Genomic DNA, 19697 nt, shown 5'->3' with positions numbered 1-19697 from the left:
CTCTCATCCCTTCGATTGTGCTGTGGGGAGATCACTTTTGCTTGAGGGCGATCGTACTCTTTAGTCTAAACTCCAGTAATTTACGAATGATTTGCGATCGCTATAGATTTGCTAAGCAACGATTACATTGGACATTACCTAACTTAAGAACTCCCGAACAATCAGAGCGGTGGAGCGATTTAATGCCGTTGATGAGTTGGCAACTCTGGCTGGCTAAGGACTTAGTGGTCGAGAATCGACTGCCTTGACAATCTGAAGCGTATCAATTTAACTCCTGGACGTGTTGCCCAATCAATGTTGTCGATTTTAGTTGATATTGGTACTCCGGCTCAACTGCCTAAACATAGGGGAAAATCCCCTGGTTGAGAAAAAGGAAAGGCACGTACTAAAGCACCGTACTATCCCACTGTTAAAAAACGGGTTTCTCAACGCAAAAAATCTTCAAAATTAGCTGTTTAATCTTCTACCTCTTGAGTTGTTGAGTAACAGTTTGCCTTCTAGTAAAAGGCAGCTACTTTTAGCTGCTACCATTGTTTAGTCTAAACTCCAATTACTAAGCAACTGCAAGTTCATATTGCAGAACTAAAATTTCATTAGCTTTCAACATAGCCATAGCATATTCACTCCTTTGACTATCAGCAAACTCCACTAAATACTGACATTCCTTTCCCGTATCATACACTTCAACAATAGTTCCCACAAGTCCAACTGGCAAACTAGAAATAGATGCGTATTCTGGTTCCACTGGCGCTAATCGCGTATTTGAAATCGGCTTGAGAATTGCAACAGAATCCAAAACTCTAAAGTGTTTGCTCATAGTTTAAGAAAAGCTGAAATTCAACAACGGTTAGAATTAGTTGAACTAATTTCCCAGAAGTACCTTCTCAAGGTTTTTAGGGGCAGGTTTAGTTAGGATATACGCAATCGCAGCGAGTTTACACCTTTCACGCACCCGCCCTCCCCACGCTAGGATTTACCCATTACTTAGGCCTTAAGTTCGCGCTGCTAAACTCAGAAGCCACAATCATCGACCCAATCCCCGCATCCGTAAATATTTCTTGCAGCAAAGCATGAGGAATTCGGCCGTCAATAATGTGAGCACCCTTCACACCCTGAGCCAAACTCCGCACACAACAATTAACTTTCGGAATCATCCCCCCAGAGACAACTCCCGACTCAACCAACTCTCTTGCTTCTTGAATATCTAACTTAGCAATCAGACTATCCGGCTTGTGATAATCCTCTAAAATTCCCGCAGTATCAGTCATCAAAATCAACTTTTCCGCTCCCAAACCAGCCGCAATTTCTCCAGCCACCGTGTCAGCATTAATGTTGTAAGATTGACCGTTTTCATCGGCTGCCACGCTCGACACCACCGGAATATAACCGCTGTTCACCAAAGACTCCAAAATCTGGATTTTCACGCCGCTGACTTCACCCACAAACCCAATTCCCTCGCGGCCATCTGGACGAGCTTGAATCAGATTGGCATCCTTGCCACACAATCCCACTGCTTTGCCACCAGCTTGGTTGATTAAGGAAACAATTTCCTTATTTACTTTCCCCACCAAAACCATTTCTACAACTTCCATTGTCGCCGCATCAGTCACTCTCAAACCATCCTTGAATTGCGGCTCAATTCCCAGTTTTTCCAGCCAAATATTAATTTCCGGACCGCCGCCGTGAACCACAACCGGACGCATGCCCACGCAAGCTAGCAGCACAATATCTCGAACCACCTTGTCTTTAAGATTGCTATCTTTCATCGCCGCACCGCCATATTTGACCACTATGGTGCGACCGGCAAAGTGTTGAATGTAAGGCAGTGCTTCGGACAGCACCTCTACTCGATTAGTGTCCGAATTCCTAACAAAATCGCTTTGTTTGAGCATGGGTAAATTACACAAGACTAAAAACTTAATTCTAAACTTTAATGGCTAAAGCACATATTAACAGCCACAAAAATCACTTTTTCCCTTGAATTTATCCACGCACAGGCTCGATCGCCTTTATTGAACCCCATCCTCAAAAAATTCATAGGTTTTTTTAATAAAAGCATTAAAATTTATGTATTATAACTTATACATTTTTTGCTACAGTCAAGAAATGTCTAACTCCCTAGATTTACTTAACGTTTTATGTTAACTGCTGTCGCCCAAGACTCCGAAAACCTTCAGTACAAGCTACCATCAGAGGCTGAGTCGTCCCCCCGGATGACGGTATTTTGCGATTTAGACGGGCCCATAGTCGATGTGTCCGATCGCTACTATGCCACCTATCAACAGGGATTGGCCGACACTCAAGCAGCTTATCTTGATCGGGGAATCAATCTCAACCTCCAAATCCTCAGCAAACAGCAGTTTTGGCAAATGAAACAAAACCGAGTGCCCGATGCTGAAATAGCCAAAAGTTCCGGCTTGTCGGGAGAAGAAATTCACGTTTTTCTAGGATGCGTGAGTCACCTTGTCAATCAACCAGACTTGTTGCACTTAGATCGCATCCAGCCGGGAGTGCAATGGGCGATCGGACTTCTGCACTCCCGCGGCGTGCGGCTGATTTTAGTCACCCTGCGGCCGAGAAATCAAGCCGTTCAACTGTTACAAAATTATGGTTTAGCCAGACTGTTTACCAGCATTCGCGGAACTCAGATGGCGGATGCCGCCTATCACAACTATACAGCCTTAAAAACTGAATTGTTGGCTGAAGTGGCAGAAGAATTTGAGTCATCGCTGGGTTCGGCTTGGATGATCGGAGATACAGAAGCAGACATCCTCGCAGGAAAAGCCTTGGGAATACCTACAATTGCCGTTACCTGCGGAATTCGCAGCCGCTATCAACTGCAAAAGCACCAGCCTAATTTCATTCTCAGCGATTTGATTATTGCCGTTCATCACTTATTAGGTTCTGGCCAACAAGTAATAGTAGAATGACTACAGTTAACAGTAATTAGTTAACACTTAACTGTTGACTAATGACCAATGGCTGAGGACTAATGGCTGACTAAGGTTTTTCTACATTCCTGGTCATTTCCCACAAGCGATTGAGTGGAAAATAAATCACCGGAGCCCAAAGACTGCTAAGAATAGCAGAACACAAAGCCACTCGCTGGTGATAGCTCCAAATTTCCAGTAAAGCCCGATCGCCCATAGCAAAAAATTGTAGCCCCATCACCGTTTCCGCTACCACCGCCATCCCAAATACAATTAACGCGATCGGAATCGGATCTCTCTCCACAATATCTACCGGAATCGACCAGGTTTTCTGCAAAACAACTGTTAAGACTCCTACAACAACTAGACTGACAGCATGGGAGGGATGAGGAGCCGTCATCGCATCTTGAAGAAACCCCAAAACCAAGCCCATGCTAGCAGCTCCCCAAACTGTACGTTTCCGCTTAATACTCCAAGCTACCAACCAAATTAACAGCCAGTTCGGTCCAATTCCCAGCAATTCCATTCCCGGCATCCGAGTGGGCAATATCAGTATGCACAGCATCACAGATAGAAATGTAACTGCGAAGTTGAGAAATTGGCGCGATCGCGGCGAAGACATCCGAGATAAAGCTTTCATTGTTGCTGTGCTCCCTCAGATGGTGCAGAAGATTGAGCCTCCGAATCCTTTGGTTCGACTTGCTTAGAGTGGGGGTAAACCACCGCCCATTCCAGAGCACTCATCGGTGCAGAGAACTCAACAACAGCTTCTGGAGCCGGAGTTTTATTCATATCCACCGAAACCACTTTTCCGACCGGCAAACCAGGAGGGAACAACTGACTGTAAGAAGAAGTTGAAACAACATCCCCAGGCTTGACATTGGGAACATTCTCAAAAAACTCCATCACAGCCTGATTTCCACCTTTCCCGCGCATAAAACCCATGTGGCGACTGCGGGTAATTCCCACTCCCAATTGACTCGTAGCATCGCTGACTAACAGCACCAAGCTAGTATTAGGAGTAACGCTGACAACCCTGCCTACTAAACCGCCGGGGCCCATCACAGTAAAATCTGTTTTGATGCCATCGTTACTGCCGCGCCCCAAAGTTACTTGCTGCCACCAGTGGTCGGCGCTGCGACCGACAATAGGAGCTACAATCCCTGCTGGTTTCTTAGCCGCAACGTAACCTAAAAGCTCTTTTAGCTTCTGATTTTGATTTTCTAATTCTAATAGCTGCGCTTGCAATTCTTGAGTGCGTGCCGAGATAAGTTCCTCTTGCCCAGAGCCGTTGGCGTGAAACGGACGAGTCACCCAATTGTAAACTTCAAATACTGCCGCACCTTGTGTTTGTCTAACTCCCCAAGCGGCAGTTACAGCTAAACCTAGAAGAGCAATTTGCAGCCGCAGATCCCACCACTTTCGGAATGTATTTTTTAGCATAATTTCACTAATCTAAAATTGTTAAGTCAGGATTTTAGATTTGAGATTGCAGCCGTATTTCTAAATCCACAATCCCAAATTGTTTAACTACATATTACGCGACGACTGCCCGCTGAAAACCCGTTCCAACTGTTTGTTTTCCAATACCCTACCAGTTCCCAAAACCACGCAGCACAGCGGATCGGCTGCCACGTGAGTGACAATTCCTGTTTCGTGACTGATCAGAGTATCTAAACCTTTCATTAGCGCGCCACCACCAGCCAGCATAATTCCCCTGTCAATAATATCTGCTGCTAATTCCGGGGGGGTGCGTTCCAAAGTACGCTTGACAGCTTCCACAATTACTGAAAGCGGTTCCGACATACTTTCGCGAATTTCTGGGCCTTTAATAGTAACAGTTCGCGGCAAACCAGACAGTAAGTGCAAGCCCCGCACTTCCATCATTACATCGTCATCCTCTGGAGTTGGATATGCAGAACCAACCTGAATCTTAATTTCTTCAGCAGTGCGTTCGCCGATGACCAAATTGTGAACTTTTTTCATGTATTGGACGATCGCCTCATTGAGTTCGTCGCCGGCTACCCGCACAGACTCACTGATCACCGTACCTTGCAAACTCAAAACCGCAACTTCCGTCGTACCTCCGCCTATATCTATAATCATATTGCCAGTCGCCTCAGCAACAGGCAGTCCAGCCCCGATCGCTGCAGCGATGGGTTCATCAATTAACCGTACTTCTCTAGCACCGGCCTGAGTCGCCGCCTCAATGACAGCACGCCTCTCTACTCCGGTGACACCGCTGGGGATGCCAATAATTATCCGTGGCGAAACTAAGCTTCGGCCTTCGTGAACCCTGCGGATAAAAGTCTTAAGCATCAGTTCTGCCGTATCGAAGTCTGCAATTACCCCGTCGCGAAGCGGGCGCAGTGCTATGACATTCCCTGGCGTGCGGCCGAGCATTTTTTTTGCTTCTTCTCCAACAGCCAGCGGTATTTTTAAATCTTGGTCGATCGCCACTACAGAAGGTTCCTGCAGAACAATACCTTTGCCCGATACATAAACGAGCGTGTTAGCAGTACCGAGGTCGATACCCATATCTCTAGATAACGAAAATCGATTGAGAAGACCCACTGATTCGTACCCCCCCCAAAAACTAAAATACTATTGTGTGCAATAATGTTGTTACAAAAGTGTAACCGAGGTGGATTCTATTACGTTTTTCATCCTGAGTCTAGTCAGAAATGTACATTGTCGAGCTCAGGTTGAGCGCAGACTTGCCAATCATCCACCATCAATATGTTCTCCTAACTGGGTGTACAATCAGGATGAAGCCTCATAAGCGTTGTTCCAAGTTCAGTTTGGAGGCTAATGCGCGTGTGGACTGTTTAACTACATCACCGATCGACCACATTCCCAAAAAAGTTTATGAGTCTTAATGTTGTGACTTTAGTAGGCCGCGTCGGCGGCGACCCGGACGTTAAGTATTTTGAGTCGGGTACAGTTAAGTGTAATTTGACGCTGGCAGTGAATCGCAGAACCAAGAACAGCGATCAACCAGACTGGTTCAATCTGGAAATCTGGGGCAAAACAGCGCAGATTGCTGCTGACTACGTTCGCAAAGGCTCTCTAATTGGCGTCACAGGCTCTTTGAAGTTCGATCGCTGGCAAGACCGCAATACGGGTTCAAATCGCTCGAAGCCGGTAATTAAGGTAGACCATTTAGACTTGCTGGGTTCCAAACGCGACAACGAGTCGGGTATGTCGCAACACAACAGCGAATTCTAGCGTTTGGGGGATTGGGGAATTAATATTTGTGAATTGGGTGGGTGCTCGTGACTTCAGAAAAGTTAGAAATTGTTCAAACTGAGTACCAAGCTGGGCAAGTAGCTTTTGAGAGTGGCCGGTATGCTCAAGCTGTGCAGAGTTTAGAAACAGCTACCGGTTTAGTCGATCGAAATTCCCGGTTGGGCGGTGAGGTGCAGATGTGGCTAGTGACAGCCTACGAAGCCTCTGGCAATACAGAAAGGGCGATCGAGCTTTGCCGTGCGCTCACCCGCCATCCCCGCCAAGAAACCCGCCAGCAAGCAAAGCGCTTGCTGTTCATTCTCGAAGCTCCCAAACTCACTATCCCTCCTGAATGGATGGTGAAAATCCCTGATTTGGCAGCTTTAGATGAAAATCAATCAATTAATTTTCAAGCCAATCCCAACGCTGATATCAAGTACGCTAAACCCAAGCCAGTCGTACCAGAGCCTGTAGATTTGAGTCAGGTTAATACGAAAGATAATAGGTTTATCTGGGTGGCGTTAATTGCGATCGGGCTAATTTTAGGCGGATTATTTTTTAGTTATTAATCATTTTTTCATTCCCACAAACTTTATCTCTAGGGTGCGCCTCGGCGCACCTGACCCCTACTGAGAGAAGTTAAGCAATGCCTTTTAGCAAAAAAGTATCAGCGCGGTCGCCAAAGAATTCCAAATTAATTGCCTACGGGATAATTTCATTCTCGAAACAGAATTTGCAGTCAGCAACGTTTTTCGGAATGAATTAGAATTGATTTTCAATGAGGGAGTATTTGACAACTCGGAAATCGCCCTTTGTGAAAATATCATTTATCCTGTATTAAAAGAAGTTTGGAAAAATTATCGCAGTAATTTTCTCCTCTGGAGTCACCAAACCTTCGTCTATAATGAGAATCTGTCAGGAATTCCAGATTATATATTGGCGAAGCGCTCCCCCCTTGGCACAGTAGTTTTGGACAAGCCCTATTTCATATTAGTTGAAGCCAAGAAAGAGAGCGCATTTGATGAAGGATGGGGGCAGTGTTTGGCAGAAATTATCGCCGTGGAGCGACTTAACAATGAACCAGAACAAACTATCTTTGGTATTGTTTATAATGGCGCAATGTAGCAGTTTGGCAAGCTGAAATTAGAAATGTTTACTCAAAATAAATTTTTCTATACAATTCAGGACTTAGAGCGACTGTTTGCAGCCGTTAACTATGTTTTTAAACAGTGTGAATTACAATTAGAGGAGAAGGAAGTTCGGCAACGGATTGTTTAACGGGTGTAACGGATGTAGCGGATGTAGCCGAGGTTAGGAAGAAGGAATAAGGAAGATACCACCAGTGATTTTGACACGGATACACGGATTAATTATCGAGCATGAGGCAGGAGTCAGAAGTTGAATAGCGATAATTGCTAAAATAAAAAAAAGACAAAACCAGAAAGGCGATTATTGTGAGCGATTCAACCGTAGACCAAATTTTAAAATTGGCATCTCAACGCGCCGATGCTGCTGAAGTATACTACCTATCGAGTCAAGACACCCCTATCGAATTTGAAAACAATCGCCTCAAATCCCTGCAAACCAAAGCACTGCAAGGCGTCGCACTCCGGCTGATTTCGCACGGCAAAATCGGTTTTGCTAGTTCCACCGATTTAACGCGGATAGACGATTTAGTAGATGCAGCGATTCAAACAGCCGAAATCGGCGATCCCGCAGAATTTGAACTCGCCTCCAACTTCCACCTAAAAGGCCCGGAAACCACCTACACTCCGCCCACAACTGCTGAATTAGTCGAAAACGGCAAAAACCTAATCGAACAAGTTCACGCCTACAATCCCGATATTATGGTAGATGTCGGCTTCCACGTCCGCAGCGGCAGAGTAAAAATTGCCACGACGCAAGATTTGTATGCCGAAAGAAGCAGCCAAATAGTCAGCGGCTCGCTCTCAGGAAATTTGGTACAGGGAGAAGACTTTATGCAAGCATACAGTTACGACGTTGCGCGCGATCGTCCCCTCGACACCAACAGCATCCTCCAATCACTCCTCGAAAAATACCGCCTCGCCGAAGATTCAGCCACCATCGCCAGCGGTTCCTACCCAGTATTATTTACCCCCAGAGCCGCCGCTAGCACCCTCGGCGGCCTCTTTGATACCATCCTTTCAGGCCAAGCAGTAGTTCAAAAAGCCTCTCCCCTAGCCGACAAAATCGGCGAAACCTTATTTGACGAACGCTTTACCTTTTTTGAAGACCCCACTTTAGGCCCTTCTGCTTGTCCCTTTGACGACGAAGGTACACCCACCACCCGCAAAATCTTGATAGACAAAGGTACTGTCACCGGATTTTATTGGGATCGCAGGTGGGCCGCTCGCGCCGGTGTACAATCAACCGGCAATGGTTTTCGTGGCGGATTGTCTCGCCCAGGCCCTGATTTGACTAACTTTTGCATTTCCCCAGGAAATACCGCCACTCAAGACTTGATTGCTAGCATGGATGAAGGTCTAATAGTAGAGCAGGTTTTAGGTGCCGGTCAGTCCAATCAGTTAGCTGGCGAATTTTCTGTCAATTTGGACTTAGGCTATAAAGTAGAAAAAGGCAAAATTGTGGGTCGCGTCAAGAATACAATGGTGGCAGGCAGCATTTTTGAAGCGTTTAAAAATTTGGCAGATTTAAGCAGCGAAGCCGAATGGGTAGGCGGTGCAGCCTATTTGCCAAGTATGCTGTTTCAACAGTTGGGTGTAGCTTCGAGGCAATAAGTTCAGTGCGTTTTTACTCGTTACCAGGCTCTGCCTGGTAATACATATCATGAGGCTTTGCCTCGAATTTGGATGAAAGCTTGCGAGGCAAAGCCTCTGGACATGGGTTCCCAGGCAGAGCCTAGGAACCAGTTAAACAAACATAGAAACAGTGTCGGCAATTCAACGCTTTGCTAATTCATGCAAATAGGGAAAAATAGGGAAAAATTTATAATGAAAGAGCCAAATGTCAAGGATGGAACGGGGAAGAAGAAAAAGCACTTTTTCTTTCTTTTACCTTTGGTTTTTTGCCTTTTAACTCTAGTGACTGGATGCGTTCAGTACGATGTCGGGGTCAACTTTGAGAGTCAAACTCGCGGCGAAATCGTGCAGCACATTAAACTAGGGGAAAGGTTGACGAGCTTCAGCAGCGAAACTGTTGCAGAATGGTTGAAAAGCGTAGAAAGCCGGGTGAGGTTGCTGGACGGAAAAACTAAACGGGTTTCCCCCACAGAAGTTCTAGTGAGGATTCCTTTCAATAATGGAGCCGAGTTGCAAGACAAGTTCAACCAATTTTACAATCCGATCGCACCAACCACAAAATATCGGGCGGCAAGTCCGCTAGAAACCGATTTGCCGAAGTTTGAATCTCACCTTAGTGTCAAGCAGAATAATTTGTTATTAATGCTGCGAAATCGGTTGAGTTTGGAATTAGATTTGCGCTCTCTTTCTCTGCTTTCTTCTAATGGCAGTCTGCTGCTGAGTCCGGGGGGACTTTTGGAGCTAGACTTTAGCTTGAACACGCCTTGGGGCGCCGAAAGTATTGAAACAGTCGCCGGTGCCCTGGTTCCCGAAAGCTATCAGCAAGGAAAACAGTTAGTTTGGAAGCTCAAACCCGGAGAAGTTAACTATTTGGAGGCGATATTCTGGATTCCCAGTCCCGTAGGAATTGGGGCGCTGATTATTGCCTTATTTGTAGCTGCAGGCATTGCCTTGAAATATCAAATATTGCCAGCACTGGGAATCGGCAAGAAACCCCAAAACATCGGTCAAACCTAAAGAGGATATCTCCTGCAGGGGCGGGTTAACCAATATCTTCAATCAACTCTCAGAACTCCAATAAACCCGCCCCTCCCCGGATAGTATGGTTAATTGACCCGATTTTATATTATCAAAAAAAATGAGAACATCTGCCAAAAAAAGTTGACAAATGGTAAATAATTTGCTTAACCTGAATTGAGAATTAGGAACAGAGAAAATGCGATCGCTAAATTTCTTCTTCATCTTTCTGATTTGCTTGGCTCTAGTATTATTCAGCATCGAAAATACAGAGCCAGTCGCGATTCAAGTTATCCAAGGCGTCCAAGTTAAAGCTCCGCTGTGCGTAGAACTAATTGTAGCGACCGGATTAGGGGCAACACTAGCGTGGCTGTTCAGTCTGTGGTCGAGAATGCAGCGAACCCTCGCGTTGCGACAAGAGATTCGCCAAGTTCGCGAAAAAGAGCAGCGGATTCAGGAATTAGAACAAAATCTTGAACGCTATAAAGCCGAAGTAGAAGGCCAACAACCTTTGTTAGAAAGTGCAGAACCGATAAGTTTAGAAATAGCAGCCATTGAGGCCAAAGCTGCTGAAATAACCGCCAATTAATTTGATATGCTCTCTCGTTTTCCCAGAGGCAAAATCTAAAATCTAAAATCTAAAATCTAAAATCGAATGGCCGTTTCCCGAGACCAAGATGGGTTAGAAACGATTTCTGAGGGGATAGCAATTTTAATTGACCTAGCCGAACGGGGAGAAATTGATCCTTGGGACGTTAAGGTAATTGAAGTGTTCGATCGATGTCTGAGCAAGCTTACGAACGCCTGCGATGCCGATCAGAGTAAGGATTTCTCCGATTTGTCCCACTCCGGCCAAGCGTTTTTGTACGCTTCAATGCTGGTGTTGCTCAAAGCAGAAAGTATCGTCCTCTCCGAACCCCCCGCGAATCCCGACTCGGCCGACGAGCCGGCAGTAGAAGACGCAGAGCACTCAGGCGGGCGACAGTTGCCCCAGCATTTAGAGCGACAATTGCGCCGTCGCGGTGTAGCTCAACTACCGCAAAAACGCCCGGTGACTCTCCCAGAACTGATTGAGCAGTTGCAGCTAATGAAAGCAGCAATGGAGCAGACAGTTACTCCCCGACGCCGGCCTACCTCAAAAATGCGATCGCAAGCGGCACAGGCTATCTTTGAGCTAGCTCACCAAGAAAATCTCGTAGAAACTGCTAGTGAACTCGAACGGTTTCTGACTCAGCGGGGCGCGGAAATTGACGAGGGTTGGCTGGACTTGGACAAATTGCTAGAGCTCTGGCATCATAACGATTTGCACTCTCCTGTCAACCCAGAACACCCGGTATCGACTGGGGAAGTTCACTTGCCAAATCATGACCGTGTGGGTATTTTTTGGGCGTTGTTGCTGCTATCGGCTCAGTCTAAAGTAGAGTTGCTTCAAGAGGAGTTTTATCAAGACCTCAAAATCCGCGCGCTTTGAGCTTGCAGGGTATTAGGTTATCGGGCGAAGCGAAACTAATAACTGTGCCGCTGCGTCGGTTAAAATTCCAGACAGAACCTCGCTCGCCGACATTCTGCTGCTGAGTCTCGAATGCGGACAGCGGGAGTGCGAAGTTTTTGCTGATTCCCGATTCCTGGTTTCTTAAATCAAGCAAATAGGGAAGAGTCATTGATAGCCTGGTAAGATGTCGCCTATAAACAGGTCAGGATTTTGCCGCGCTCGATCGATTCGATCGCAACCGCTAGCATCTAATTGTTGAGTTTATATCAATTAACAGAGGGTTGAGGAAGTTAAGAATGAAAGCGATGATTCTGGCGGCCGGTAAAGGCACTCGCGTCCGTCCCATTACTCAGACAATACCCAAACCGATGATTCCCATCCTGCAAAAGCCAGTGATGGAGTTTTTGGTTGAATTGCTCCGACAGCACGGATTTGACCAGATTATGGTCAATGTTTCCCATTTGGCAGATGTGATTGAAAACTACTTCCGTGACGGTCAAAAATTTGGGGTACAAATTGCCTATTCTTTTGAAGGGCGAATTAAGGAGGGAGAACTTATTGGAGAAGCTCTGGGTTCGGCTGGTGGTATGAAGCGGATTCAGGACTTCTCGCCGTTTTTTGATGATACTTTTGTGGTGCTGTGCGGCGACGCTTTGATTGACTTGGACTTGACTGCTGCTGTGAAGTGGCATCGGGAAAAAGGGGCGATCGCTACTATTGTTATGAAATCGGTTCCCCGCGAAGAGGTTCCCAGTTACGGAGTGGTCGTAACAGACGAGTCTGGCAAAGTTAAAGCTTTCCAAGAAAAACCTTCTGTAGAAGAAGCTCTGAGTACCGACATTAACACTGGTATTTATATTTTTGAACCGGAAATATTCAAATACATCCCTTCGGGTCAGGAATATGATATCGGTTCGGAGTTATTTCCCAAGCTAGTAGCAGAAGGCGCGCCTTTTTACGGAATTAGCATGGACTTTGAGTGGGTGGATATCGGCAAAGTTCCTGACTATTGGCGGGCAATTCAGAGCGTGCTGCTGGGACAAGTTAAAAATGTTTCGATTCCGGGAATTGAAGTGCGCCCCGGCATTTACGCTGGTTTGAATGTAGCTGTCAACTGGGATAAGGTTGATATTACTGGGCCTGTTTACATTGGTGGGATGACGATCATTGAGGATGGAGCAAAAATTGTCGGCCCGACAATGATTGGCCCAAACTGTTGGCTTTGCAGTGGCGCCACTGTGGAAAACAGCGTGATTTTTGAGTATTCCCGTTTGGGCCCGGAGGTGCGGTTGGTTGACAAACTGGTGTTCGGGCGCTACTGCGTTGATAAAACCGGGGCTGCGATCGATTTGCAAGCGGCGGCTCTCGATTGGCTAATTACTGACGCTCGCCAAGTTTTACCAACTCAGCAGGGAGAAGAGCGGCGGGCGATCGCAGAAATTCTCCGTCCTGAATAATTGGTAATTGCTCAAGGTAAGGTGCGCTAGGCGCACCCTACTTTTACATTTATAAGCTCAGCTTTTAATTCTGGTAAGGTGCTTAGGTTGCACCTCACATCTTCCACCATTCTCGCTTAACAGGCTTTCCGGCCTGTTCCACAAGAAAATCTACTCTTTGTGGAACAGGCCGGAAAGCCTGTTCATAAAAGGCTTCTTGACAGTGGTGCAACATCTCAGTTACACCCTACATTTTAAGACTGAAGATAAGTATATTGGCTGAGACTCCGCTCGTAATTTTGCAGCAAAAGCTGGGCCTCGGAAAGAGTAATTTTATTTTGCTGCAAAGCTGCTTCTGTCTGACGGCGAATGCTTTCAACCAAATTTTCTGAATCATACTGTACGTAGCTGAGGACTTCTTTCATAGTGTCTCCTTTCACAACGTGTTCGATATGATAGCCAGAAGGTGTTAGCTGAATGTGAACTGCATTAGCATCGCCGAATAAGTTGTGAAGGTTGCCCATAATTTCTTGATAAGCACCTCCCAAAAATAGCGCCAAATAGTAAGGTTCTCCAGGTTTGAGAGTATGCAGTTCCAAAACCGACTTCACATCTCGCAAATCGATGAATTGGTCGATTTTGCCGTCGCTGTCGCAGGTAAGATCGGCTAAAATACCGCGTTGAGTTGGTTCTTCGTCGAGTCGGTTAATTGGCATAATTGGGAATAATTGGTTAATTGCCCAACTGTCCGGTACTGACTGGAAAACAGATAAGTTGATGTAATAAATGGACGCCATCACCTTTTCTAAGTCTTCCAAATCGTCAGATACATATTCTTTTTGCCGCGCGATTTTCTGTATTTTATCGCAGCAAGCCCAGTACAACTGTTCGGTTTTCGCCCGTTCCGCAATTCCCAAATAGCCTAAGTTAAATAAACTGACTGCTTCTTCCTTGAATTGGATAGCATCGTGATAAACTTCTTGGTAATTTTCGGGACTAATAGATTGGTAAATTTCGTAGAGATTGCGCGGAATTTGGTGCGCGTTTTCATCTACTGGTTCTGGTACTTCTCTGGGGACATCGCTAGTACCGAGTACGTCAAAAACTAACACTGATTGGTGAGAAGCGATCGCCCGCCCGCTTTCGCTAATGATAATGGGAACCGGGATTTTCCGCTCGTCGCAGGCATCTTTCACTCCCGCTACTACGTCGTTAGCGTAGTTTTGCATATTGTAGTTTTTGGAAGCGTGAAAGTTTGTTTTAGACCCGTCGTAGTCAACGCCGAGTCCACCTCCTACGTCCAAGTAGTTCATATTAGCTCCCAATTTAGCTAATTCTACATAAATGTGGCTGGCTTCTCGAATGGCGTCTTTGATGACACTAATTGAGGAAATTTGAGAGCCGATATGGAAGTGCAGTAACTGCAAACAATCGAGCATTCCAGCTTTTTCTAGTTCGCCGACTGCACGGATAATTTCAGGAATTGTCAAGCCAAATTTTGCCCGATCGCCCGTGGAACCTCCCCAGCGGCCAACGCCTTTGGTAGTGAGTTTTGCTCGCACTCCCAAAATCGGTTTAATGCCTAATGTTTTGCTCGCGGCGATTGCGAGTTCTACTTCCTCTATTTGCTCCAGCACAATTACGGAAGTTTGCCCTAGCCGCTGCGCCAAAATAGCAGTTTCTATGTATTCGCGGTCTTTGTAACCATTACAAATTAACAAAGCGCCTGGAGTTTTCAATGTCGCCAAAGCTATCATTAATTCGGGTTTAGATCCGGCTTCCAGTCCGAAGTGATGGGGTTGACCAAAACGCACCAAATCTTGAATTAATTGTCGGTGCTGGTTGCATTTAACTGGAAACACACCGCGATAGACATTTTTGTAATTGTACCGAGCGATCGCTCTGGCAAAACACGAATTTAAGCGCTCGATCCGGTCTTCCAAAATATCAGAAAATCGAATCAGCAGGGGCAAAGCCAAATTTCGCTGTTTGAGAGAGTCTACCAGTTCGCACAAGTCGAGGGAACCGCCGCGATCGCCCTTGGGAGAGACTGTAACGTGACCGGCTGCATTGATCGAAAAATACGGTTCGCCCCAACCTTGAATTCGGTAGAGTTTCTCACTATCTTCTATTGTCCAAGATGCTTGTGGCAGTTGAGCTGCCGTTACCAAGGCACTGTCTGGTGTCGCCAAACTCGTGGCTGTTGGCGAGTGAGTCGATAGCGGATCGAGATCGGAGAAAGCAGCGGTGGCTGGGGAACTCATCTTATCGGAAACCTCTTTTAGGAGTGGTCAAATAGATAGTTTATCGCACATATCGGGTTTCCTGATGCAGTTGAAAAATCACTTTGGGTACACGGGCTGGCGATTTTAGATTTTAGATTTTAGATTTTAGATTTTAGATTTTAGAATTGACTCTACAGATGGATGAAGGTGGGGGATTGAACTAAAATCTCAACCGTAATTGCTTTCCTGGACTTATTTCTTCAAGCAAGTATCCGTATGGAGGTGAATTCGGAAACCTGGTTTCCGAGTTCACCTGCACCAAGAGAGTGGTCGGACGATCGATCGCCCGACACACACTAACCAAAAATCACCTCCGGCGGCGCCATGTCAGCCCCCATCCTCAATCCCCCGTTATTAGACTTCTTCAAACCCGGTTGAGGTGCTTTTTCTGGGGTCTTCTGAGCCGGTGCAACTGAGGCTGGCGGTGTCACCTGCGTTGGAGGTACTGCCTGTGCTCCTGGCACCACGGGTTGCTGTGACAGCCAACCCAAGCCCCCTACAGCCCCAGCCATCAAAGCGGTGTAGCCGATGTACAAATGCACCGGACGCATTTGAAAGCCTTCGCCTGAGTCAGAATCGGAAACAGACACATACATACTGGGAATTGGACTCGGAGCGGGTTTGGGCAAAGCATTCGCCATAGCGCTGCCGTCTAGTCCCAAGGCGTCGCCCAGTCTGCGGATAAAACCTCTAACGTAAATATCTTGGGGCAGTTTGTCGATTTCCCCATTTTCGATCGATTCGATGTGGTGAACCGGCACAAGAGTTTGACTGTGGAGTTGCAGCAGAGATAGGGAGCGAATTTGCCGTCCCTTACGCAATTCTCCACCCAACTCCCGCAGGCACTCTTCTCGCTGTTGAACTGCTATTGCTGCTTCTTCTTCCTTGGTGAGTTTTTTCGGCTTTTTGGGAAAACCGAACCCTGGGAAGGATTTTCCGGGGAGGGTGACAGTTGCAGGTGGAGCCGACTCGACTTTAATTTCGTCTTGGGGCGCTTCTTTGCTGTCTTCAGAGGTGTTACTTTCTCCATCGGAATTTTCTGTGTCGGACTCGGTTTGGGGCGGCGCTTCCACACTAGCGCTGCGCCAATAGAAGACAGGAGCAGCTACTGGTGGCTCCAATTCTTGAATTTCTGTCACCGTCTCAATGGCGGGACTTACAGCAGTAAAACTCTCTGGGGCTACTTGCGGTTCAATTTTGTTTTGTTTGGGAAATCGATCGAATGCGAGCTTGACGGCTTCTCTGCTAACTGCTCTAATTAAAATTTCGGCAGCGGAGGCTGCTTCACCCAACATTGTTTGCAAGCTAGCTAGAGCTTGGCTATAGGTGTCGCTACATACGAGTTCAGCTTCTATTTGACCTAGGACAGAACGAAAACTTTCTTGAGAAATTTCAATAGTTGGGTGATCTGTCACCCCAAAATAAGCCTCGGGTTTCAGTGCCATGATATTCATGTTGTCTTGGTAGAAGGTATCTGAGTACGTTCTTCGACAGGTTGGCAGTGATTCCGGATGTCGGTTGGGGGAGAGTGGGAGAGTGAGAGAGAGTGAGAGAATGAGAGAGTGGGAGAGTGGGAGAGGCGCAATTCCCACTTACCAATTTTCTATTGCTTGTGGATGCGATCGAGCAACCACAGAGCCCCGAAAATCCCGACAAAATGGGCAACAGTGGCGTGAGTATTGGCGAGTACCACAAATATATCTAGGGGCTGAATAAATCGGCCCACATCGACTGCGGCACCGAACAAGGCTTGCGGCTGAGCTAGAGATTTGGCTAAAAGCGTGCCGCTGATGGCTTCTGCGCCGATCAGCGTCAGCACCATTCCTGACAAGTTGCTCATCAGTGCCAGCCGCACCTCTTTGATGGTGTCTGCTTTTTTGGGGCGGACAGCGTTACCGGGCGATCGCAGTTGTCTCGACAAGCGGGTGAAGCGGAAAGAGCGATATACGCTGTAAGCGAGTACGGCCAGCCCGCAAATGGCAAAAAATACGCCGCCGCCGGTGCCGGCACTGGTTGAACCCGCAGCGGCGCTAGCCCTGGGGAGGGCGAAGGGGATGGCAAAGAGCAAAATGATCGCCGCTACCACCCCTAGCACTACCTGTACCCAGAAGCAAACCCAGCCTGTTGTACGAAGGGCAAAGGCAACTCGCTGTACGGCGACAGGAAGCTTATCGTTATCTAACTGATTAGTCATATTTTGAGCGGGTATAATTAATTGGCATTAGTTGGTGGCAGTTTTTTCTCTTCCGGGACGGTTGACGGCGGTTAACCCTCTTTATAATAGAAGTAGCAATGTTTAAGATTTGTAACTAACATTGAATTTCACATTTGAATAGCGTCGATCGCCAGGTACCCAAAGTAATGACACAACTACAACCCACCGTCACTCCCAAACTGGAACAGCCAAAGTTTGGCTTCAACAGCTACGCGGAACGCCTTAACGGTCGAGCCGCGATGATCGGTTTTTCTCTAACTTTAATTATCGAGTATGTCACAGGCCAGGGCTTGCTGTCCTGGTTAGGTCTCAACTAATTTTAGCAATGGCGCGGTCAGCCTTACACTTTGTCTTGACTCGAACGGCAGCGGGTGTGACTTCTGCTGACCGCGACAAATTCGGGAATTGATTAAAATATTAATTAGAAACAAGCCCAGCGACTTCTCTGTCGAGAGAGATCTGTTCCCGAATGCAATCGCTGGCTTTTGGAGGTATATATGGGGTGGAATTTTGATTTGACAAGCTTGGCAATTTTGCCTCGCTCCCGTACAATTCCCCACAGGCGAGAAGATTAATTTAGGTAAAGCTAGTCTTTGAGCTAGAAATCCCGATCGTTCCGCCAACTCTAAGTTTTAGAGCTTGTAAATAAATATAGAACAGAGTAAAACCAAATGAATGCTTCGTGGACGCGACTTTTGAGGTCAGCTTACCGTAGAGAACCAATTACCAGCTTTGTTGTGACAGTGGGCGTTGTCGATGCAGCCATCGGCAGCATGGGTGCGAGTGGCTCTTTATTGGCTTTTGGACTGGGTACGGCTGGGGTGGCGATGGGTCTCCGCTGGTGGCAATTTTACCGCTCTGGAGCCGAACAACCCGCACCTGCTCCTGAATACTATCTTCCTCCTCAGTCTTCTAGACCTCAGTTGCCCGTGCTTAATGTGTCTAAGAAAAATCCTCCTTATTAAGATTACCGGGCAATAGTGACTGGGCGAGGTGCCGATCGACTCCCTGGATCTGAGGCACTAAAAGATAGGGCAAGAAAGTCTTTCAATCTTGGATGCTTGGTGTATGAATATTTCTGTTGCCGAGAAACTGTACAAAATTGGCTCTGTAGCTGCCTGTAGTGGTTTGTCGGTGAAAACTGTTCGTTACTATGAGGAGATGGGCTTGCTGTCTCCTGCGGTAAAGCGATCGCCCGCTGGTTATCGCTTGTTTGGCGAAACGGTATTTAATAGGTTGGCGTTTATTAAACGCTCTCAGGCTCTGGGTTTGAGCCTTCAGGAGATTAAGGATATTTTACAGGTTCGCGATCGGGGAGAGTTGCCTTGCTCTGAAGCGAAGCAGCATCTCACGGCTAAGGTTGAGGAAATTTCCGTGCAAATTGCAGCCTTAGAAACTTTGAAGAGGGAGTTGCAAGGGATTCTCAACTGCTGGCAAGAGCAACCCTCCGAGGCGAGCATTAGTAGCACGATTTGTCCGAACATTCAGCGGGATTGAGCGGCGGAAAGATACAAAAAAAGGGAAGGAATTATGGGTTTCCTTCCCTTGATGGTTTTGTGGGTGGTTTTGTGGGTGGTTTTGTCGATCGTTTTGTCGATCGTGTTGAGCTTTTAACTGTTTTCGCAGAGTTTGCTGTTGCTTTTTGAGTTGCCGAGCCCTGGCTGAGCCGCCTTTACCTTTGGAGTTTCTACCCTCGCTGCGAGGAGACTCCCAACTTTTTAGTCTCATGTTTTTCATTCTATGCACTACTTCTATACTACACCGCCCGATTTTCAATGTCAAGTATTTTTTAGAGCGATGTTTCGTAGTATCAACTGTTGAGTGATGGGGATTTGCTACAGACATAGGGATGCTGGGCCCCTAAAGACTCTACAGCCCGATGGTGCCCCCATAAACACCCTACAATTAGAGTTTTTTGTCGGATTCCGTTAACAGCCCTAATTGTGTATATTTATCAGTCCAAATATCCGGCGGGTATTTCAGCATCTGTAAAAATTGGCAGCGTTTCCCAAATTTTCACCCATTCCGGCAATTGGGCTACTTTTTTTAGCTGGAGCGACATTTCTATTAAGGAAAATCCTAAATTGTGGAAATCTTGAATAAGTTCGGCTTTCAAGAAAATTTCATTTTTAGCTAAATCGGGAGCATTAGTCGCAATGCTGGGGGGGTAACAACCAGCCTGAAACCCATACCTTTGTAAGGATTGAGCCAATGTGTGCTAAAAAAAAATAGGCAGCATAATTGTTACACGCTTGCCTATCTCAAAAATAATGATACCAACATTCTACCTCATTCATTTAAAAAAACAACTAAG

General features: G+C 46.6%; 23 protein-coding genes. 14 read left to right on the top strand and 9 right to left on the bottom strand.

The genetic code is table 11. The annotated features are described in order from the left end of the window. On the top strand, window positions 1-248 hold a 248-nt coding region (locus tag QUA34_RS28085; RefSeq protein ID WP_333390515.1), incomplete at its 5' end, for a hypothetical protein. A gap of 305 nt (window positions 249-553) precedes the next feature. Here the strand turns inward: QUA34_RS28085 and QUA34_RS28080 are convergent. Together QUA34_RS28080 and argB are read right to left on the bottom strand one after the other, a co-directional pair. Beyond that, a complete protein-coding gene (locus tag QUA34_RS28080) occupies window positions 554-817 on the bottom strand; it encodes a DUF4926 domain-containing protein (protein ID WP_333330725.1) in 264 nt (87 codons plus the stop codon). Window positions 818-980: 163 nt separating this feature from the next. Continuing rightward, on the bottom strand, window positions 981-1892 hold the full coding sequence (gene argB, locus QUA34_RS28075; RefSeq protein ID WP_333034924.1) for an acetylglutamate kinase: 912 nt from the start codon (window positions 1890-1892) through the stop codon (window positions 981-983). Window positions 1893-2138: 246 nt separating this feature from the next. Here argB and QUA34_RS28070 point away from each other — a divergent pair, with 246 nt between their 5' ends. Then, on the top strand, window positions 2139-2930 hold the full coding sequence (locus QUA34_RS28070; protein ID WP_333390512.1) for an HAD family hydrolase: 792 nt from the start codon (window positions 2139-2141) through the stop codon (window positions 2928-2930). A gap of 70 nt (window positions 2931-3000) precedes the next feature. On the opposite strand, the gene mreD is transcribed toward QUA34_RS28070, so the two are convergent. The 3 genes from mreD to QUA34_RS28055 all read right to left on the bottom strand — a co-directional run bounded on the left by mreD (window position 3001) and on the right by QUA34_RS28055 (window position 5468). After that, window positions 3001-3570 carry a rod shape-determining protein MreD gene (gene mreD, locus QUA34_RS28065; protein ID WP_333084982.1) on the bottom strand — a complete coding sequence of 190 codons (570 nt, stop codon included), beginning with the start codon at window positions 3568-3570 and terminating at the stop codon, window positions 3001-3003. Continuing rightward, window positions 3567-4373 (bottom strand): rod shape-determining protein MreC, encoded by an 807-nt coding sequence (gene mreC / locus QUA34_RS28060; RefSeq protein ID WP_333390508.1) that lies wholly within the window; start codon window positions 4371-4373, stop codon window positions 3567-3569. The genes mreD and mreC overlap by 4 nt, the downstream gene beginning before the upstream one ends. Window positions 4374-4460: 87 nt before the next feature. After that, entirely contained in the window at window positions 4461-5468 is a 1008-nt protein-coding gene (locus QUA34_RS28055; RefSeq protein ID WP_006632285.1) for a rod shape-determining protein, read from the bottom strand. A gap of 330 nt (window positions 5469-5798) precedes the next feature. Here QUA34_RS28055 and QUA34_RS28050 point away from each other — a divergent pair, with 330 nt between their 5' ends. The 8 genes from QUA34_RS28050 to QUA34_RS28015 all read left to right on the top strand — a co-directional run bounded on the left by QUA34_RS28050 (window position 5799) and on the right by QUA34_RS28015 (window position 12904). Continuing rightward, window positions 5799-6158, top strand: coding sequence for a single-stranded DNA-binding protein (locus QUA34_RS28050; protein ID WP_190738047.1), 360 nt, complete (start codon window positions 5799-5801; stop codon window positions 6156-6158). A 47-nt stretch (window positions 6159-6205) separates the two neighbouring features. Beyond that, window positions 6206-6727 carry a tetratricopeptide repeat protein gene (locus QUA34_RS28045; RefSeq protein WP_333330713.1) on the top strand — a complete coding sequence of 174 codons (522 nt, stop codon included), beginning with the start codon at window positions 6206-6208 and terminating at the stop codon, window positions 6725-6727. 199 nt (window positions 6728-6926) lie between these two features. Beyond that, window positions 6927-7283, top strand: coding sequence for a hypothetical protein (locus QUA34_RS28040; RefSeq protein WP_333330710.1), 357 nt, complete (start codon window positions 6927-6929; stop codon window positions 7281-7283). Between the two features lie 329 nt (window positions 7284-7612). Beyond that, entirely contained in the window at window positions 7613-8917 is a 1305-nt protein-coding gene (locus QUA34_RS28035; protein ID WP_333330707.1) for a TldD/PmbA family protein, read from the top strand. 213 nt (window positions 8918-9130) lie between these two features. Then, entirely contained in the window at window positions 9131-9955 is an 825-nt protein-coding gene (locus QUA34_RS28030) for a DUF3153 domain-containing protein (protein ID WP_333330703.1), read from the top strand. Between the two features lie 199 nt (window positions 9956-10154). Next, window positions 10155-10544, top strand: coding sequence for a LapA family protein (locus tag QUA34_RS28025; RefSeq protein ID WP_333084976.1), 390 nt, complete (start codon window positions 10155-10157; stop codon window positions 10542-10544). 66 nt (window positions 10545-10610) lie between these two features. After that, window positions 10611-11426 (top strand): segregation/condensation protein A, encoded by an 816-nt coding sequence (locus tag QUA34_RS28020; RefSeq protein WP_333390504.1) that lies wholly within the window; start codon window positions 10611-10613, stop codon window positions 11424-11426. Window positions 11427-11743: 317 nt separating this feature from the next. Next, the gene (locus QUA34_RS28015) at window positions 11744-12904 is read left to right on the top strand and encodes an NDP-sugar synthase (RefSeq protein ID WP_333084974.1); all 1161 of its coding nucleotides are present in this window, start codon (window positions 11744-11746) and stop codon (window positions 12902-12904) included. A gap of 233 nt (window positions 12905-13137) precedes the next feature. Here the strand turns inward: QUA34_RS28015 and speA are convergent, their stop codons facing one another. The 3 genes from speA to QUA34_RS28000 form a co-directional block, all read right to left on the bottom strand. After that, on the bottom strand, window positions 13138-15147 hold the full coding sequence (speA, locus tag QUA34_RS28010) for a biosynthetic arginine decarboxylase (protein WP_333330694.1): 2010 nt from the start codon (window positions 15145-15147) through the stop codon (window positions 13138-13140). Between the two features lie 317 nt (window positions 15148-15464). Then, window positions 15465-16613: a helix-turn-helix domain-containing protein gene (locus QUA34_RS28005; protein WP_333330690.1), complete on the bottom strand. Its 1149-nt coding sequence runs from the start codon at window positions 16611-16613 to the stop codon at window positions 15465-15467. A gap of 158 nt (window positions 16614-16771) precedes the next feature. Beyond that, on the bottom strand, window positions 16772-17362 hold the full coding sequence (locus QUA34_RS28000) for a DUF3611 family protein (protein WP_333390501.1): 591 nt from the start codon (window positions 17360-17362) through the stop codon (window positions 16772-16774). 167 nt (window positions 17363-17529) lie between these two features. Here QUA34_RS28000 and QUA34_RS27995 point away from each other — a divergent pair, with 167 nt between their 5' ends. The 4 genes from QUA34_RS27995 (at window position 17530) to QUA34_RS27980 (ending at window position 19029) form a co-directional block, all read left to right on the top strand. Then, complete coding sequence (locus tag QUA34_RS27995) at window positions 17530-17700, top strand: hypothetical protein (protein ID WP_172186391.1); 171 nt, start codon at window positions 17530-17532, stop codon at window positions 17698-17700. A 354-nt stretch (window positions 17701-18054) separates the two neighbouring features. Continuing rightward, window positions 18055-18348, top strand: a complete 294-nt coding sequence (locus QUA34_RS27990) for a hypothetical protein (protein WP_333390499.1) — start codon at window positions 18055-18057, stop codon at window positions 18346-18348. Between the two features lie 103 nt (window positions 18349-18451). Next, window positions 18452-18880 carry a heavy metal-responsive transcriptional regulator gene (locus QUA34_RS27985; protein WP_333390496.1) on the top strand — a complete coding sequence of 143 codons (429 nt, stop codon included), beginning with the start codon at window positions 18452-18454 and terminating at the stop codon, window positions 18878-18880. Then, the gene (locus tag QUA34_RS27980; protein WP_333390494.1) at window positions 18877-19029 is read left to right on the top strand and encodes a hypothetical protein; all 153 of its coding nucleotides are present in this window, start codon (window positions 18877-18879) and stop codon (window positions 19027-19029) included. Before QUA34_RS27985 ends, QUA34_RS27980 begins: the two co-directional genes overlap by 4 nt. Window positions 19030-19337: 308 nt before the next feature. Here the strand turns inward: QUA34_RS27980 and QUA34_RS27975 are convergent, their stop codons facing one another. Continuing rightward, the gene (locus QUA34_RS27975) at window positions 19338-19595 is read right to left on the bottom strand and encodes a hypothetical protein (RefSeq protein ID WP_333390492.1); all 258 of its coding nucleotides are present in this window, start codon (window positions 19593-19595) and stop codon (window positions 19338-19340) included. Window positions 19596-19697 lie beyond the last annotated feature (102 nt).

The organism is Microcoleus sp. POL10_C6 (genome assembly GCF_036701585.1).
GTDB lineage: Bacteria > Cyanobacteriota > Cyanobacteriia > Cyanobacteriales > Microcoleaceae > Microcoleus.
Note: the sequence above shows the minus strand (reverse complement) of the source record. Positions and strands in the feature narration are given on the sequence as shown.